Source organism: Natronorubrum thiooxidans (assembly GCF_900156475.1).
Lineage (GTDB): Archaea > Halobacteriota > Halobacteria > Halobacteriales > Natrialbaceae > Natronorubrum > Natronorubrum thiooxidans.
Window position 1 is genome coordinate 139,898 of the sequence record NZ_FTNR01000003.1, and the last position, 15,920, is coordinate 155,817.

Annotated in this window: 14 protein-coding genes and 1 tRNA gene; 5 read left to right on the forward strand and 10 right to left on the reverse strand. The window is 62.0% G+C overall.

Translation table 11 applies throughout. From position 1 onward, the window contains the following. Positions 1-35 precede the first annotated feature (35 nt). Together BW940_RS05930 and BW940_RS05935 are read right to left on the reverse strand one after the other, a co-directional pair. A complete protein-coding gene (locus BW940_RS05930; RefSeq protein WP_076608434.1) occupies positions 36-671 on the reverse strand; it encodes a fibrillarin-like rRNA/tRNA 2'-O-methyltransferase in 636 nt (211 codons plus the stop codon). After that, positions 664-1,548, reverse strand: coding sequence for an NOP5/NOP56 family protein (locus tag BW940_RS05935; protein ID WP_076608281.1), 885 nt, complete (start codon positions 1,546-1,548; stop codon positions 664-666). Before BW940_RS05935 ends, BW940_RS05930 begins: the two co-directional genes overlap by 8 nt. A gap of 144 nt (positions 1,549-1,692) precedes the next feature. Between BW940_RS05935 and trkA the strand changes: the two genes are divergently transcribed. Continuing rightward, the gene (gene trkA / locus BW940_RS05940; protein WP_076608282.1) at positions 1,693-3,027 is read left to right on the forward strand and encodes a Trk system potassium transporter TrkA; all 1,335 of its coding nucleotides are present in this window, start codon (positions 1,693-1,695) and stop codon (positions 3,025-3,027) included. A 113-nt stretch (positions 3,028-3,140) separates the two neighbouring features. Here the strand turns inward: trkA and BW940_RS05945 are convergent, their stop codons facing one another. Together BW940_RS05945 and BW940_RS05950 are read right to left on the reverse strand one after the other, a co-directional pair. Beyond that, positions 3,141-5,471, reverse strand: coding sequence for an amino acid permease (locus tag BW940_RS05945; protein ID WP_076608283.1), 2,331 nt, complete (start codon positions 5,469-5,471; stop codon positions 3,141-3,143). A gap of 360 nt (positions 5,472-5,831) precedes the next feature. Next, entirely contained in the window at positions 5,832-6,068 is a 237-nt protein-coding gene (locus tag BW940_RS05950) for a hypothetical protein (RefSeq protein WP_076608284.1), read from the reverse strand. Between the two features lie 167 nt (positions 6,069-6,235). Between BW940_RS05950 and BW940_RS05955 the strand changes: the two genes are divergently transcribed. Further along, positions 6,236-7,774, forward strand: coding sequence for a TrkH family potassium uptake protein (locus tag BW940_RS05955; protein ID WP_076608285.1), 1,539 nt, complete (start codon positions 6,236-6,238; stop codon positions 7,772-7,774). Between the two features lie 213 nt (positions 7,775-7,987). Here the strand turns inward: BW940_RS05955 and BW940_RS05960 are convergent, their stop codons facing one another. The 4 genes from BW940_RS05960 to BW940_RS05975 form a co-directional block, all read right to left on the reverse strand. After that, positions 7,988-9,109 (reverse strand): DUF63 family protein, encoded by a 1,122-nt coding sequence (locus tag BW940_RS05960; RefSeq protein WP_076608286.1) that lies wholly within the window; start codon positions 9,107-9,109, stop codon positions 7,988-7,990. Positions 9,110-9,182: 73 nt separating this feature from the next. After that, positions 9,183-9,992 (reverse strand): inositol monophosphatase family protein, encoded by an 810-nt coding sequence (locus tag BW940_RS05965; RefSeq protein ID WP_076608287.1) that lies wholly within the window; start codon positions 9,990-9,992, stop codon positions 9,183-9,185. A gap of 94 nt (positions 9,993-10,086) precedes the next feature. Continuing rightward, entirely contained in the window at positions 10,087-10,401 is a 315-nt protein-coding gene (locus BW940_RS05970) for an amphi-Trp domain-containing protein (RefSeq protein ID WP_076608288.1), read from the reverse strand. Positions 10,402-10,556: 155 nt separating this feature from the next. Next, positions 10,557-10,639, reverse strand: a tRNA-Leu gene (locus BW940_RS05975). Positions 10,640-10,813: 174 nt separating this feature from the next. Here BW940_RS05975 and BW940_RS05980 point away from each other — a divergent pair. After that, positions 10,814-11,041 carry a DUF5795 family protein gene (locus BW940_RS05980; RefSeq protein WP_076608289.1) on the forward strand — a complete coding sequence of 76 codons (228 nt, stop codon included), beginning with the start codon at positions 10,814-10,816 and terminating at the stop codon, positions 11,039-11,041. 45 nt (positions 11,042-11,086) lie between these two features. Here the strand turns inward: BW940_RS05980 and BW940_RS05985 are convergent, their stop codons facing one another. After that, entirely contained in the window at positions 11,087-12,208 is a 1,122-nt protein-coding gene (locus BW940_RS05985; RefSeq protein ID WP_143823872.1) for a DUF7537 family lipoprotein, read from the reverse strand. Positions 12,209-12,399: 191 nt separating this feature from the next. Beyond that, complete coding sequence (locus BW940_RS05990) at positions 12,400-13,272, reverse strand: UbiA family prenyltransferase (protein WP_076608291.1); 873 nt, start codon at positions 13,270-13,272, stop codon at positions 12,400-12,402. A 407-nt stretch (positions 13,273-13,679) separates the two neighbouring features. Here BW940_RS05990 and sucC point away from each other — a divergent pair, with 407 nt between their 5' ends. Continuing rightward, positions 13,680-14,831 (forward strand): ADP-forming succinate--CoA ligase subunit beta, encoded by a 1,152-nt coding sequence (gene sucC, locus BW940_RS05995; RefSeq protein WP_076608292.1) that lies wholly within the window; start codon positions 13,680-13,682, stop codon positions 14,829-14,831. Beyond that, positions 14,831-15,703: a succinate--CoA ligase subunit alpha gene (gene sucD / locus BW940_RS06000; protein WP_076608293.1), complete on the forward strand. Its 873-nt coding sequence runs from the start codon at positions 14,831-14,833 to the stop codon at positions 15,701-15,703. The genes sucC and sucD overlap by 1 nt, the downstream gene beginning before the upstream one ends. Positions 15,704-15,920 lie beyond the last annotated feature (217 nt).

Here is a 15,920-nt window from a genome sequence, read left to right on the forward strand (position 1 = left end):
CGGCGAGTAACAGCGCCGTGAGGTGATCAGCCGGATTATCGCGGTCGGGCGACGATGCCGAGGTGAGCCGTGTGATAGGCCTCGAGTCGCTGCGTTTCGAGGATTTCATAGCCCGTCTCGAGGTCTGTCTGCACGTCTTCGAAGACGGCCGCCGGGTCGCGCGTGACGTCTTCACTTCTGGCCTTGACGGCCAACAGGAGTCGCCCGTCGGCGTCGAGGAATCGTGCGTTCTCGAGGGCGACACGGGCCTGTCCCCGCGTGGCCACGTCTTGGACAATCACGTCCAGGTCCGATTCGACGACGTGGGCGTACGTCTCTGGTTTCCGAGCGTCTTTGAGCAGCGGGAACAGCCGCGGGCGCGACTCGGCGGCTTCGAGGAGATCCCGAGCTGGCCGCGGGGCAAACTCGACGGCATAGGTCGGGCCGGCGAAGTCGGCGACGTGGCTTACCGTCGTGCCGCTGGCCGCGCCGAGATAGAGCACCGTCTCGCCGCCCTCGAGGCCGGTGTCCATCTCGAGGTCGAGCATCGCGCCCAGTTTCGAACGGTTCGGATCCCAGGCGCGCCACTCTTCTGCGGTCGGCTCGCCGTAGACCGGTTCGCCGCGGGTCGCGAGTCGGTCGGTGCCGTCGAACTGGCGGCGTTCGACGCCGTCGGGCAGGTCGTTACTCATCGTCATCACCGCCGTCTCCCCCTGCGCTCTCATCGTCGGTTCGGGCCTGAATCGTCTCGATTCGGTCCGCGAGTTCAGCGTCGAGTTCGGTTTTCCGATCTCCCGAGTAGTGATCGACGCGTGCGGCGATGGCGAGTTTGCCGGCCACTGCTCGTGCGGCCGACCCCCGTTCGTCGGGATGGGTGCCCCGAACCGCGTCGTGAGTGAAGATGATCCCGTGTTTGGGCGAGGGTGCGTGACCGCGCAGATGGGCGAACAGGGCGTCCTCGGCCCCGAGGACCTGGACCGTTCCGCTGGGTTTCTTCGCTAGCGACTCGAGGCCGCCGGCAAGCGAGATCAGCCGCGCCGCGAGGACGGGCTCGGCAAGCGCCGCGAGGTTCGGTGCGACGGTCGGCGTCTGTCGGTCGACGTACTCCCGCAGATCCTCGGCTTCGTCTGCAAGCGCCACCACGCGCTCGGCGAGCGAGACGAGCGGCTCCTGACCGGGCTCGATTTCGTCTCGAGTCGCCAGCTCGCGGGCGTAGTCGACACCCGTTCCGGCAGCAGGATCGACGGTACCGGCCCACTCGGCGAGGCGTTCGGCGAGTTCGTTCGCCGTCCGCGTACAGTCGTCCATCGCCCGCACCGCGTGGACGAGCTGGCGGTCGTCGGCCGCCTCGCGTTCGGTCACGTCCCTGCGGGTTGCTGCCGTCGTCGCCGCTCGAAGCGCGTCGTAGTACTCGTCTTTGTCGGCAGCGAACCCCGCCTCGAGTGCGAGCGCTGGCCAGTCGCGTGGCCCCTCAGCTGATCCGTCACGGACGGCCATCGCGGCCGACTCGAGGTCGTCGGCGTCGACACCCGCGAACCAGCCGTCGTCCGCGGCGGTGTTGTCTGTCATACGTACTCCTTGGTGGCCGGGTTCGTATATGCGTTCTCGAAACCGGTGACGGACTGTCGCGTGGGGTGACCGCTCGTCGTAACGCCTTTTGCCTTGCCACTAAAACCCTCATAAAAGAATGTCCCTGCGGAGGACGGAGTCACAATGTACGTACTAATCGTCGGTGCGGGGGAGGTCGGACGATCGATCGCTGCGAACCTCGAGGGATCACACGACGTCGCTGTCGTCGAGCGCGATCCAGAACTCGCCGAGGAGATCACCTACTCGTTCGACGTGCTCTCGGTACAGGGCGACGGGACCGAGTTGGAGACGCTTCGCGAGGCAGGCCTCGAGAAGGCAGATCTGGTCGTTGCATCGACCGATAGCGACGAGACGAACATCGTCATCTGTGGCACGGCGAAAACCGCGAGCGACGCGTTCACGATCGCGCGCGTCCGTCGGCGCACGCTGTTGAACACGTGGGAGGGCTCCGAGGACGCCTTCGGCGTGGATTTTATGGTCTGTACCGATCTGCTGGTCGCCCAGACGGTGTTCCGGATTTCCGGCTTCCCGCGCGCTCAGGACGTCGAGATGTTCGCCGGTGGCCTCGTCAGGATGGCCGAATTCGATATCGGGCCGGAGAGTCCGCTGGTCGACCAGCGCGTCATGGACGCCGACGAGTACGATTCGATGACGTTCGCCGGCGTCTTCCGGGGCGACGAGATGATCGTCGCCAAAGGCGAGACCACCTTTCAGGCCGGCGATCGGATCGTCGTCATCGGCAGCCCAAACTCGGTCAAGGAGTTCGCGATGGCGACCGTCAGCGACACGACCTCGAGTACGGATGACGTGGTCATCATCGGCGGCAGCGAAATCGGCTTTCAGGCCGCACGCGAGTTCGAAGCCCACGGCTTCCAGCCACGATTGGTCGAACGCGACCACGAGCGCGCCCGCGAGATCGCCGAGGCACTCCCCAACACGTTCGTCATGGAAAGCGACGCAACCGACACGGAGTTTCTCTTGCGCGAACACATCGACGAGGCCGACATCGTCGTCGCCGCCCTCGACAACGACGAAAAAAACCTGCTCGTCTCCCTGCTCGCCGGTCGAGCCGGCGTCGACCGGACGGTCGCGATCATCGAGAACACGGAGTATACGGACCTCTTCGAGACGGTCGGGATCGACGTCGCGATCAACCCGCGCGAGGAGACGGCTGAGGAGATCGTCCGCTTTACCCGGACGGATCAGACCGAGAAAATCGCGATGTTAGAACACGACCGCGCCGAGGTCATCGAGGTCGAGCTGGGTCACGAGAGCGCGCTAACGGGTCGACAGATCGCGGATTCGATGACAGACCTTCCGGACTGTGTTGTCATCGGTGCCATCTCCCGACAGGGCGAACTCATCACGCCCCGCGGGACGACAGTGCCCGAACCCGGCGACCACGTCGTGTTGTTCGTCGATGCAACCGTCCTCGACCAGGTCTCGGCGATGCTGTAACAGGAGCGCATCCGTCCTTCTTGTCGACACGAGTCAATCCGTGCTCGTTTCGACTGCGTTCCGGGCTGGACTCAGGAATCGGTTATTCCGATTGATTTTCAGTGGTGGCTCTCTCATTTGGCGTCTCCTGAAGCGTTCTCTGGCTGTTCTGCACCGTCGGCCCGGTCCGGCGTCGCCGGCTCCGGTGTGACTCCGACCGCTCCCGGTGACTCGTCGTCACTGGTACCGAAGATCCGTTCACGAAGCGTGCGCTTGTGGCGTTTCTCGGCGAGGAGAACCGAACAGTCGACAGTATCGAGGACATCGAGGATCAGCGAGCCACGGGCGAGTCGTGAAAGGACACCCTTCTCCGTCGCCCCGATGATCAGCAACGTCGCGTCGGACGCAGCCTCGGCGATGCGTGTCTGGACGTCGCCCGTTTCGATCCGACACGTCGCGTCTTCGAGGCCACGCTCGGCGGCCCACCCCTCGAGGAACTGGCGTCCCTGTTGGCGGTCGTCAGCGACGTGTAACAGCGTTACACTCGCGCCGAGTTGATCCTGAAGCGCACGCGCGACGGCGGCTGCGAGATCCGAGTCGGGGCCGCCGGCAGTTGGCAACAGGATCCGTGACGGATCGAAGCCGCGATCACGGAGGACGAGGAAATCACACGGAAGCGAGCGTGCGAGTTCGTCGAACGTGGTCTCGACACGCCCTGGCGACCCGTGGGAATCCGGCCCCCACCCCATTACACAGTTGTCGACGCCGTATCGTTTCGCGGCGTCGAACACCTCCTCGACACCCCGGTGTGAGAGCACCACGTGCGTTTCTACGTCGACGCCGTACGTCTCCGCGTCGGCCTGTGCCTGCTCGAGGAGGTGGGCAGCCGCTTCGTGTTCGTTCTGCTCTCGAGCGGCTCGCAAGGACGTCTGGTCGGGAACCTGTTCGATGTTGACGGCGACGACCGTCCCGCCGTGTTGATTGGCGATGGCTGAGCCGAGTGTGATCAGGTGTTTTTCGTGAGCCGGGTTCGCGAGCGGCACCATCACCCGGTAGTCACCACCCTCGGGCTGGACGGACGTCGTCGCCGACACCGCTGCGTCGGGCAACGTTTCGGAGCGCTCGAGGACGTAGTCGGCGAGCACTCCTGGCGACTCGATCTCCGAGCGGGCGTAGCCGAGATACCAGAGGACACCGAAGACGACGAACGCAACCGAGAGCAGGATGACGGTCGGCTCGATGAACGCGATCAGCGCGAACGAGAAGACAGCTCCCAAAATCGGCGTGATGGGGTAAAGTGGCACTTCGAAGTCGGGGTCGTAACTCTCGGGGTTGACCTCACGGAAGACGATCAGCGCGAGATTCAGGAGGCCGTAGACGATGAGGTGGAGGACGCTGCCGGCGCTTGCCAGCAACTCGAGGTTGCCAAAGGCGATGAACAAGAGAATAAACGCGCCCGTGATCGCGATCGCACGGTACGGTGTCGCAAAGCGCGGATGAATCTCGTTGATCTTCGGCGAAATCAGTTTGTCCCGCCCCATCGCGAAGTTGATCCGGGAGGAGGCGAGGATCGACGCGTTCGCCGACGACGCGGTTGCGAGCAGCCCACCGAGCAACAGCGCCACAGCACCGAGAGGACCGATTAGCATTCGAGCGACGTCGACGACGGCGGTCTCGTTGTTGGCGACCACGTCGGTTTCGACGGCCGCGAGTACCGCAAGGAGAATCAGTGCGTACATCACGGTGACGATCACGACGCTGCCGATCACCGCCCGCGGGAGGTTCTTTCCGGGCTCTTGGATCTCTTCGGCGACGGAGGTGATCTGGACGAAGCCGAGATAGGAGACGAACACCAGCCCCGTCACCGGCAACAGGGGTGCCCAGCCGAACGGATCGATCGGCTGAAGCGTCTCCAGATCGGCGTTGAGCAGCCCGAACAGGGTAAAGACCGCCAAAATCCCCATGAGAACGATGACGATTATGTTCTGCAATCGGCCGGTCTCCTTCGCACCGACGTAGTTGACTCCGATGAAGAACGCGCCACCGGCCAGTCCGATCAACTGCGCCGGCTCGAGGCCGACGGGGCCGAGCGTCAGTGCCGAGATGCTCACGAACTGGTTGACGTACTCGCCGAATCCATACATGTAAAACGCCGAGGCGAAGGCGAGCCCCATCCAGTTACCCCAGCCAGCGATCGAGCCGAACAGCGGCCCGAGCCCCTGATTGACGTAGTAGTACGCCCCGCCGGAGACGGGCATCGCCGTCCCGAGTTCGGACGCCGAAAGTGCCGTCAGTAACGCGAGACCGCCACCGATGACGAACGCCAGTGCCGCCAGCGGTCCCAGTTGTGCCACTGCCGGGCCAGGGAGGACGAAGATCCCTGCGCCGATCATCGTTCCTACGCCGATCGTTAGCGCGGCGAGCGGACCGAGGTCCTTGGCGAGTTCCTCGTCGCTTCCGCTCATCGTCTCCCTCTCGTTGCTCGTCCGGCCGAAAACGGCAATGAATTACGTATCATCGAAGACACCTCTTCAATACTGAATCGTCCGACGGTTACCCCTCGTCGAGACTGTATCGAGATGCAACCAGAACGTGCTTTCGAATCGGCAGTCGCATCTGGGCGAGGATATTCCCGTGTACACACTGTGGCGATGTGGGACTCTCCCCTTAACTGGTTCGTTTGTCGCCTGAACGCGTCCGCTGAGCAACGGTCGCAGCCAGATCCACCAGAAGACGCTGTCGTCGCCACCGACAGCCACTGCACACCCTATCGCACGATGGCCTTGCGATGGGTGTGTCACTCGGTTCAATTGGGACGATCGGCACTACCTCGAGTTGCGTTTCTGTGCGCGTTTCGACTGCTCGACGGACTCCTGAAGAATGCGATCGACGGCCCAGACGACCCAGCCGAAGACGATTACGGCGAAGACACCCATCTCGAGGCGAATGAACGATCCACGCCAGATAGTGAGGACGAGCGCGACGACCGTGATCGAGACGGCAGTGATGGTAAAGACGTCGAAAAACGAGCGCGGTCGGCGAACGCTGGGTACTCGAGCCATACACACACGTTGTTGTTACGACAGCAGGGCATATAGGACACAGGGACACGAGGGCCAGCGGTGCAACCTGGCCAGCGGTGTGATTCGAGCCGTTTCAGAGGAATTATGTACTGACGAAAAATGAGATTGATTGTGTTTCTGGCCCAGCCGGAGCCGGACGTGACAGCATGACTCTACGCGTTGATTGGCGGGCAAGTGTCGCACTTACTGGAACCGTTATCAAGTATCTCGCACTCACCCTGCTCGTCCCGTTGGTCGTCGCCATCATCTATCAAGATGATATTCTCGTCTTTGTAGTGACGATCGCGCTCACGGTCGCAATCGGCCACATCCTCGAGCAGTTCGATCCCGAACCGGACCTCAGACCGCGGGAAGCGATGTTGCTGGTCGCACTCTCGTGGTTTATCGTCGCGCTCATCGGGGCGATACCGTACGTTCTCGAGGGCTACGGTACGTCCTCGACGCTCGCACATCCGGTAAATGCCCTCTTCGAGTCGATGTCCGGATTCACGACGACTGGCGCGACCGTGATGGGCGACATTTCGGTCGAACAACACTCACACGCGCTCATGATGTGGCGCCAGCTCACCCAGTGGCTCGGCGGCATGGGGATCATCGTCCTGATGATCGCGATTTTGCCGGAGCTCGCGGTCAATGGCTCGCAGTTGATCCGGGCCGAGGCACCGGGGCCGGAACTGCAGAAGCTCACACCGAAGATCGCCGAGACGGCACGGATTCTCTGGCTCGTTTACTTTGGGTTCACGGTCGTTCTCATCGGACTGCTGTACGGCCTCCATCTCGTGGGGCTGGCACCGAACATGACCGTCTACAACGCGGTCGCCCACGGCTTTACGACGCTGCCGACCGGTGGGTTCTCGCCCGAAGCGAACAGCGTCGCCGCCTTTTCCGCCGCCGTCCAGTGGCTGATTATCCCGTTCATGGTCGTTGCGGGGACCAACTTCGCGCTCTTCTGGTACGTGCTCCGGGGGGAGCCACGACGGTTCATCCAGAACTCCGAGTTCCGGGCTTATGCCGGCGCGATCGCCGTTTTAGCCGGGGTTCTCGGCGCACTGCTCTACAGTGGGGCCGCACCGGCACTCGGTGACGTGGGCGGCGTGACTGAGGGATCCGGAGAGAGCGCCGTGCGCCACGCGACCTTCCAGATCGTCACCCTGCTCAATTCGACGGGCTACGCGACGAGTGACTTCGCACAGTGGGATGGGACCGCACAGGTCATCCTCCTGACGGCGATGTTTATCGGCGGTAGCGCCGGATCGACCGGCGGCGGGATTAAAATCATTCGCTGGCTGGTCGTGTTCAAGGTCGCTCGCCGAGAGCTGTTTACGGCCGCCCACCCCTCGGCTGTCCAGCCGATCCGCCTCGGCGACTACGTCGTCGACGAGGACGTGATCCGCGCCGTACTCAGCTTCACGCTGTTGTACATCCTCATCTTCGCCGCCGCGACGGTGTTCATTGTGATTGACTCCGCCCGGATCGGCTACTCGTTGACACCGCTCGAGGCGGTCAGCGCGAGCATCGCGACAATCGGGAACATCGGCCCGGGCTTCGGGTCGATCGGCCCGTTCGGCAGCTACCTCGAGTTTTCGACGACCTCGAAACTCGTGATGATCGTTCTCATGTGGGTCGGCCGCCTCGAGATCATTCCGGCGCTCGTCCTGTTTACCGGCGCGTTCTGGAAGCGGTGACGGTCACCACGACGGTGCCAGCGTTGCAGGCTGCCGAACCGCACCATCGACTGCCTTCGCTCGGACGCTGCGTGTGTGAGACGACGGCCACCGTCGCGTACTCGCACAGTCACTGATTGCTGGTGGACGCCACGACGCCGCCGACTCGAGCAGATGCGAAGTGGCGTTGCTCGAGTGACAGTGCCGTCGGCAGAATAGTGCGCGTCGCAGCCGTCAGATCCCGAACGTCGCTCGGAGCATGTCACGGGTTCCGGGCCCGAGCCCGACGGCGACGACAGTGATCATCATCAAGATTGCAAACCGAGGGTTCTCCTCGAAGATTTCTTCGTTGAAGATCCAGATGATGAAGACGGGGGCGGCGAGCTTCAGGAGTGCAAAGGGCCAGGCGGCACCGATAACGTCGGTGACGCTGGCGGGGAGGACCGAGCCGGTGACGCTGACGATCGCGTCGTTGACCGGGTGTTTGGGACTGTAGCTGAGATTCCACACGTGCGACCAGTCGAGCATGAGCTGATTCGCGAAGCCGTCGATTGCATGGGCCCAGATGACGATGATGCCCATATAGCCGGTGCCGCGATTCAGGTCGGGTGCGAACCGCTGGATGGCCGTCCAGACGATCGCCGTCGAAACGGTCGCCGCTCCGAGGACGATCGTCGGAATCAGCGGATAAAACTCGAGATACGACGTCGTCGCCGCGAGATAGCCGAGCCAGCCGAGCGTCATCGCGAGTGCGAGCGCACCGATCGTGACGAGCGGGTACTCATACCCCGACACGGAGTCGTTTCGCTCGAGCCACACCGAGACGAACACCGCCACTGCCGCGACGAGAAAGACCGTGAAGTAGATCAGCGGACTGATTAGGAACCCGGACCACGGCAACTGGATCGCGAGTTCGGCCGTTTCGCGGTAGGCAGCGACGTTCGCGTCCTCGACTGTCCGGAGCGCACCGCCAAACAGCATGAACGGGAACAGCGCGAAAAAGCCCGCTCGATAGCGTTCGATCTCAAGGCGACGAATGTAAAACCAGATCCCGATGACGAGCAGGATCAGCGTTGGGATGTAGCCCGCATAGGAGACGACGGTGTACCCCGGTGCGGCGGTCGGACCGGGGTCTCCGGGTGCGTCGTTACAGTGTACCTGTTCACCGCCCGCCCACGTGATACAGCTCCAGCCGTGAGCGTCGGCGACCACTGGCCCCCAAAAGTACTGCCAGATGATGTCGACGTACACGCGCTGGGGGAACAGCAGGGCAGCGAGCGTGACACCGCCGGCGAGGAGGACAACGGTCGCGGCCCAGAGCCGTTCGGGCCCATACCGCTCGATAAGCTCGTCCATGACCGATATCCGTTGGGGTGGGCGCTTACCGTTTCCGGTTTCCGACAGTTCGTGACAAGCGAGACAACGGTGATTACGTCGGTCGATCGATCTCCCGTGTCGCAGCAGACAGGTCATCATGAACGGCTCCGTTTGAGGCGATCAGTCCCGTGCTGTCGTGTCGCCAGGGGTTCCCCTCGAGGTCGGTCACGGTTCCACCGGCTTCCCGAACCAACTGAACGCCGGCGACGGTATCCCACGGATTCGTCCGCAGGTTCGTCATCGTCCCCTCGAGCGCGCCGGCGGCGACCATCGCCAACTCGAGTTGGGCACAGCCGAACCGTCGCATGTCGCCAAAGCGCTCGACGATGGCTCGCGTCGCCGCGGCGTACTCCTCCCGGTGGTCGAAATCCCACCAGAACGTCGGGCAGACGGTCGCGGCCTCGGAATCACTGCAGTCGCTCACCGAAAGCGGCTCGTCGTTACGAAACGCGCCGTCGGGACCGACGCGGTACGTATCCCCCAGTGCAGGACAGACTGTCGCCGCAGCGACCGGTTCGCCGTCGTAAACTGCCGCGACGGCTGTCCCGAACGCGCGACTGCCGTTGACATAGTTGTTCGTCCCGTCAATCGGATCGACGATCCAGGCCGACCCCGTTTCTGGAACCCGTTTCAACGCGTCCGCTTCCTCGCCGACGATCGGCTCTGACGGATACGCCTCATTTATGACCTCGATCACCCGCGTCTGGGCGTTTCGATCGACCTGCGTGACGACGTCCGTCTTCGCGTCCTTTCGTTCGACCTCGAGATCGGTTCGAAACGACGCCGCCGCGACGTCCGCCCCCGTGGTCGCCGCGCGGAGCGCGACGCTTGCCCGCCGAGACTCGTCTTCGCGTTCGCTCATTGTCTCCCGTCGGCGGGCCTGTCCCAAAAGGGGTTGGACTTCGTCTCGGGCTCGCTGTGCGCTCGATTAGTCCACGGCTTCCGCCGCATCTTGCTTACTCGGAGGACCCGATTTCAAAATCCTCGTCCTGGACACGCCACTCGAGTTCGAACTCGAGTTCGCGTTCGTCACCGTGTTCCTCGTACTCCACCTCGAACTGCATGTGTGGCGGGGCGTCGAACTCGAGGGTCTCGTCGCCGAAGGACATCGTGACGGTGTCGCCGTCGTCGAACCCGTCGAGGAACGACTCGAAGTGGTCGATCACCTCTTCACGGGCGAGATAGTGCTCGAACTCGAGTTCGCGTCCCGATTCCTCCTCGTCGGGTTCTGCTTCTTCGACGTCTTCGTCGCTCTCTGATTCGGGGGACATGCGGGTACCCCTCCCACGGCCCAGTGGATAACTGTTTGATACGCAATTGCAACTGATGGTCGCGACAGCGGACCGACGAACCTATTGCTTTCCAGTGTGGGTCGTCACAGAAGTTTGCGAGGGCAAGATATTGCTCTTGCCGCACTGTTGGTCAGTGCGAGGGGAGGGAATCGAACCCACGAACGTCTACACGAGCGGATCTTGAGTCCGCCGCCGTTGGCCGCTTGGCTACCCTCGCACGCAACCGATCATTGCTCCCTCGTGAGGTTAAATCGTCCGATTTTCGATTCACCTCGTTGGCGGCTCGAGATCGGGTCCGAATCGCTCGAATGCACCGGAATCGGGCGTTTTGAGGCGGCAGCCCATTGCGGTGACCGGAAGCCCTTAGGAATACCGAGCCAACGACTCGAGTATGGGCGAGAATCGCGTCGTGCAGGGCCGAATGGTCACGGGCAAGAAACTCGCGGAGCTGATCGAAGACGGGTCGGTGATGGAAGCTGAGTCGATCACAGATGCCAACAAGGACTGTCCCGACTGTGGCGAAAGCGTCCTCGAGGTCGGTTACATGCCCTCTGTGACCGAGTTCGTCACGGGCTGGAAGTGCCAGGACTGCGACTGGAGCGACACCGACCGAGACTGATCTCCAGTCGTTCGGCTATCAGTCTGATCCCAGCTATCTGCGACGTTACAGGGGGATCGATCCTTCGTAGAGCGGGAAGCCGTCGCTTCGGATTCCCAGATGGCCGTACCGAGCGTCGATGTTACTTGGTGACGCTGGCGTGTCGTTTATCGCGACCGACAGACTCTCACCGTCGACTGCGACGACGATTCGATCGCCGACCGTGAGTTCTTCCGGTAGCCGCAGGGAATCGTATCCGGCCTCGACGCTAATATTGACGTCCGCACCCGCGGGGATCGGAACGCCGTTGACTAGTTCGAGTTCGAGATAGCCGTCGTCGGTTTCGCTTGGCGTAAACTGTCGTCCCTTCGAACGGGCGGTTTCCGCCCACTCCGGTTCGGCCACCATTGTTTCTCCGACAGCTGAATACGTTATTTCAGTCGTCTCACTCATCGATTCGTGGCGTCCCTTAGCTTCGATGTCGTAACTAAACCGCTTGAGAACGCCGTCTTCGGTGATGAAGATCGATCCCGTAGCGTCCTCGACAGAATCTGCATGAACCAATCGTTCGAGCTCGGTCGAATCAGCGACTGATTCCGCGTCATACCGGGCGGTGAGCGTACCGTCGATGTCGACTACCGCCGTCGCTTCGCCGAAAGAAAATCCAGAGGTGAACCGTTCGAGAGTGCGTTCTTCGAGGACGTTGTTCGTGCTCGGTGCGTCCGATGTGATCTGATACTCCTCGCGGAAGCCGCCCTCACGGCGGAGCAACCCGCTGGACTCGCCGTGGAGTGTCCAGACCTGTTCTTTGTAGCGATCTCTGTCTCGAGTCGCATGGATGCCGTCCATGGATACTCGTGACTCGGTTTGCTCTTCGTCCGAATGGCGTCCGAACTCGCGCTCACGGCTGCTCGAGACAGTGGCCGAGCCAGTGTCGTAGATCGTCTCGATGTGGGCGTCGGCGAAGGCGACCGCGTCGATCTCGGTTCGACTCGCGTGCTCTGGGAACTCGAAGTCGTCCAGCGACGGCTCACTGTCCGCTTCGGTGGTGTCATCTGTGCTGTCGTCGTCGCTTTCGCCGTCAGTATCGTCACCCTCGACTTCGTCGGTATCGGTGCTACTCGTACAGCCTGCGAGAGCGATCGTTGGAACGGTTCCGAGTGTTGCCAGCAATCGTCGTCTATTCATGACAGAAACAGGTAAGTGTGGTTTTATATAACTTATCAAATTTTCATATCTTACAGATTGTAGTATATTTTACTATCCGGAAAGCTATTTCATTCGATCAGTCGTCTTGCCTCCAATTCCATAATACGATGTATCTGATAGTTTCCGCGATGCGAGCACCGCAAGACGGTGCACTCGTCGCCTGCGTCATCTCACCAGACGAGCCACTCGAGTGCGACGACGACGGCAGCGAGAAACACGTGTTCGCCGTCGACGACGAAGCCGTAGTATAGCGGCCCGCGATCCGGCGTCGCGAAGGGGATGTAACACGCGACGTAGGCGTTCATCGCGAGCACGGAGAGAAACGAACTCGAGAGCGAAGTTACGACGACGAGCCAGACCACAGCCACGGCGACGGCGACGTTGGCGAGCTGTGAGTAGCGTCGCGTCGCCACCGGGCCGAGCCGGTTTGGCACGGTCGCGATCCCCTCCGCGCGGTCGCCTTCGATGTCCTTGATATCGAAGATCACTGCTGCGATGGTGATCATCGCGGTCACGTAGGCCGTGATTACGAGGATCTCGAGCGACCACGGCTGGTTGTAGTAGTAGCCGGCCCCGAGCGGGATCGCCCCCCAGGCGAAGCCCACGACGAGGTTTTTGACAAGAAAGAGCTGTTTGACGCCGCCGACGGAGTACAGCAGGGCGACGACGAGCGGCAACAACAGATAGATCGCGCCCTCAAGCCCCAGGACGATCGCGCCCGCGATGGCGGCGACGTAGAGTCCGACGCCGAGCGCTAACAGGAGCCAGCCGTACCGTTTCGTAAACGCTGCCCGCTCGGGGACGTTAGCTTCGTCCTCCTCGAGGTCGGTAAATCGGTTGACGGTGTAGACGAACAGCGTCGCCGCGAAGACAATAAACACCGGCAGCGCCTCGAGTGGCAACTCGGCGAGGATGACCGTCGTAACCAAAACACTGACCGTTGCCAGCGAAATAAAGAGGTTGCTGTGGACCAGCAAGCGGAGTCCCCGCTTCAGTGACGAGGTCCACGCCCAGTTGCTGTGGGTCGCGGTGGGGGTGGTCACGTCAGGTCGGCCTCCGGCCGATGACGACGGTGACGAGCATGTGTGTGGGGTGGGCCACTTCCGATGGCCGTTCGCTCGGTGTTCGATTATCACTGGCAGGAGTCAACTGTTGCGGTCGCACGCAGTTTAGCGGGTTCTTCAGTCTGGTGGCGCATCATCGAATCACGTGAGTCCTTGCCATAGCCAAGTCCGCAGTGGACACTTGAAAGCCCGCAGAACGGTCACGGGTTGCTCGCGTCCAAACAGTCGATAAATTCATTTAGAAACGAGTTATCTCCTGTCACCAGAGGCGCGTCAAAACGACCGCAATTGCCGGGTGCGGTGGCAAGATCACGAATCGAGAGACCGATCACCGCGAGTGAAACTAACAGGATTTAAGCAAGGGCGCAACGGCCGTTCGAATGGTTATGAAACTCCACGAATATCAGGCGAAGCAGGTCTTCGCCGACGCTGGCATTCCGACGCCAGCCTCTCAACTCGCCTCTGACGTCGACGGCGTCGTCGCCGCGGCCGACGAGGTTGGGTATCCAGTTGCAATCAAGGCACAGGTACAGGTCGGTGGGCGTGGCAAGGCCGGCGGGATCAAACTCGTCGACGACGAGGACGAAGCGCGCGAGGCAGCCGACGAGATTCTGGGGATGGACCTCAAAGGCTACCACGTCGGCAGCGTACTCGTCGAGGAAGCCGTCGACTTCGTCAACGAACTCTACGTCGGGATCACGATGGACCGTGGCGAGGGCAAGCCCGTCGCGATGGTCTCGACAAAAGGTGGCGTCAACATCGAGGAGGTCGCCGAGGAAGACCCCGACGCCATCGCGCGAGAGCACATCGACCCCTCTTTCGGCATGCATCCCTACCAGGCTCGCAAGGCCGTCTACGACGCGGGTGTCGATCAGGCCGTCGCGCGTGACGTCTCGAGCGTCCTCATGACGCTGTACGAACTCTGGGACGACCGAGACGGCTCCGACGCCGAGATCAACCCGCTGATGGTCACGGCAGACGACGAGGTCATCGCGGCCGACGCCGTGATGAACATCGACGAAGACGCGTTGTTCCGCCAGCCCGAACTCGCCGAGATGGAAGCCGAAGCAGCGAGCACCGGCGACGACCTCGAGCAGAAGGCAGACGAGTACGGCTTCGACTACGTTCGCCTCGAGGGGAACACGGGGATCATCGGCAACGGTGCCGGCCTCGTGATGACGACACTGGACCTCGTCGACTACTACGGCGGCGAACCAGCCAACTTCCTCGACGTCGGTGGCGGTGCGAAAGCCGACCGAATCGCGAACGCGCTCGATATGGTGTTCTCGGACGACAACGTCGACAGCGTCGTCTTCAACATCTTCGGCGGCATCACCCGCGGTGACGAGGTCGCCAAGGGGATCAACGAAGCACTCGAGCAGTTCGACGAGATCCCCAAGCCGGTCGTCGTCCGTCTGGCCGGTACCAACTGGGAGGAAGGCATGGAGATTCTGAACGAAGACCTCGTGACGGTCGAACAGACCCTCGAGGACGCAGTACAGCGTGCCGTCGAGTACGCTGGGGAGGTGAACGAATAATGAGCGTTCTAGTCGACGACGACACGCGCGTCGTGGTACAGGGCATCACCGGCGGGGAAGGCAAGTTCCACGCCGAACAGATGATGGAGTACGGCACCAACGTCGTGGCCGGTGCGGTTCCCGGCAAGGGCGGTCAGGAAGTCAACGGTGTGCCGGTGTACGATACGGTCCACCAGGCCGTCGAGGAAGAAAACGCCGACACGTCCGTAATCTTTGTCCCGCCGGCCTTTGCCGGTGACGCCGTCTTCGAGTCGCTCGACTCGGATCTCGACCTCGCGGTCGCGATCACGGAAGGCATTCCGACTCAGGACATGGCGCGTGTCAACAAGCGCCTCTCCGAGACCGATACCCGTCTCATCGGTCCGAACTGTCCCGGCCTCATCACGCCCGGCGAGGCCAAACTCGGTATTCTCCCCGGCAACATCTTTGCCGAGGGTAACGTCGGCCTCGTCTCCCGCTCGGGAACGCTGACCTACCAGGTCGTCGACAACCTGACCAACCGTGGCATCGGCCAGACCACCGCCATCGGTATCGGTGGCGACCCGATCATCGGCACCGACTTCGTCGACGCCCTCGAACTGTTCGAGAACGACCCCGACACCGACGCGATCGTCATGTGCGGTGAGATCGGTGGCGAAGACGAAGAGGAAGCCGCCGCGTTCATCGACGACCACGTCGACACGCCGGTGGCTGGCTTCATCGCCGGCCGAACTGCGCCGCCGGGCAAACGGATGGGCCACGCCGGTGCGATCGTCTCCGGCTCCGGAACCGGAACCGCAGAGAGCAAGATCAACGCCCTGAACGATGCGGGCGTCCCCGTCGGCGACACGCCCGAAGAGGTCGCCGACCACATCGAAGAGTTCCTCGCCTAACCGTCGAACCACGCGCTGTGGATCGACGAGAGTCGAACCGGGAGACAACGAGCATTCCACTTTTTGGAGGCCGTTTCGGAGACTCGCTGGCACGATCACTGTTTGATACAGGTATCGAAGACACTACTATTGTCTCCGAAATCAAAAATGATTCTATAACGATATGAAAGAATCGATGGAGGACTCGACAAAAACTACCGGTGTCATCACCAGAGTT

Bases quoted from the DNA above. Each gene is read 5' to 3' on its own strand.
- BW940_RS05930 (WP_076608434.1), bottom strand. From the start codon at position 671: ATGAGTAACGACCTGCCCGACGGCGTCGAACGCCGCCAGTTCGACGGC.
- BW940_RS05935 (WP_076608281.1), bottom strand. From the start codon at position 1,548: ATGACAGACAACACCGCCGCGGACGACGGCTGGTTCGCGGGTGTCGAC.
- trkA (WP_076608282.1), top strand. From the start codon at position 1,693: ATGTACGTACTAATCGTCGGTGCGGGGGAGGTCGGACGATCGATCGCT.
- BW940_RS05945 (WP_076608283.1), bottom strand. From the start codon at position 5,471: ATGAGCGGAAGCGACGAGGAACTCGCCAAGGACCTCGGTCCGCTCGCC.
- BW940_RS05950 (WP_076608284.1), bottom strand. From the start codon at position 6,068: ATGGCTCGAGTACCCAGCGTTCGCCGACCGCGCTCGTTTTTCGACGTC.
- BW940_RS05955 (WP_076608285.1), top strand. From the start codon at position 6,236: ATGACTCTACGCGTTGATTGGCGGGCAAGTGTCGCACTTACTGGAACC.
- BW940_RS05960 (WP_076608286.1), bottom strand. From the start codon at position 9,109: ATGGACGAGCTTATCGAGCGGTATGGGCCCGAACGGCTCTGGGCCGCG.
- BW940_RS05965 (WP_076608287.1), bottom strand. From the start codon at position 9,992: ATGAGCGAACGCGAAGACGAGTCTCGGCGGGCAAGCGTCGCGCTCCGC.
- BW940_RS05970 (WP_076608288.1), bottom strand. From the start codon at position 10,401: ATGTCCCCCGAATCAGAGAGCGACGAAGACGTCGAAGAAGCAGAACCC.
- BW940_RS05980 (WP_076608289.1), top strand. From the start codon at position 10,814: ATGGGCGAGAATCGCGTCGTGCAGGGCCGAATGGTCACGGGCAAGAAA.
- BW940_RS05985 (WP_143823872.1), bottom strand. From the start codon at position 12,208: ATGAATAGACGACGATTGCTGGCAACACTCGGAACCGTTCCAACGATC.
- sucC (WP_076608292.1), top strand. From the start codon at position 13,680: ATGAAACTCCACGAATATCAGGCGAAGCAGGTCTTCGCCGACGCTGGC.
- sucD (WP_076608293.1), top strand. From the start codon at position 14,831: ATGAGCGTTCTAGTCGACGACGACACGCGCGTCGTGGTACAGGGCATC.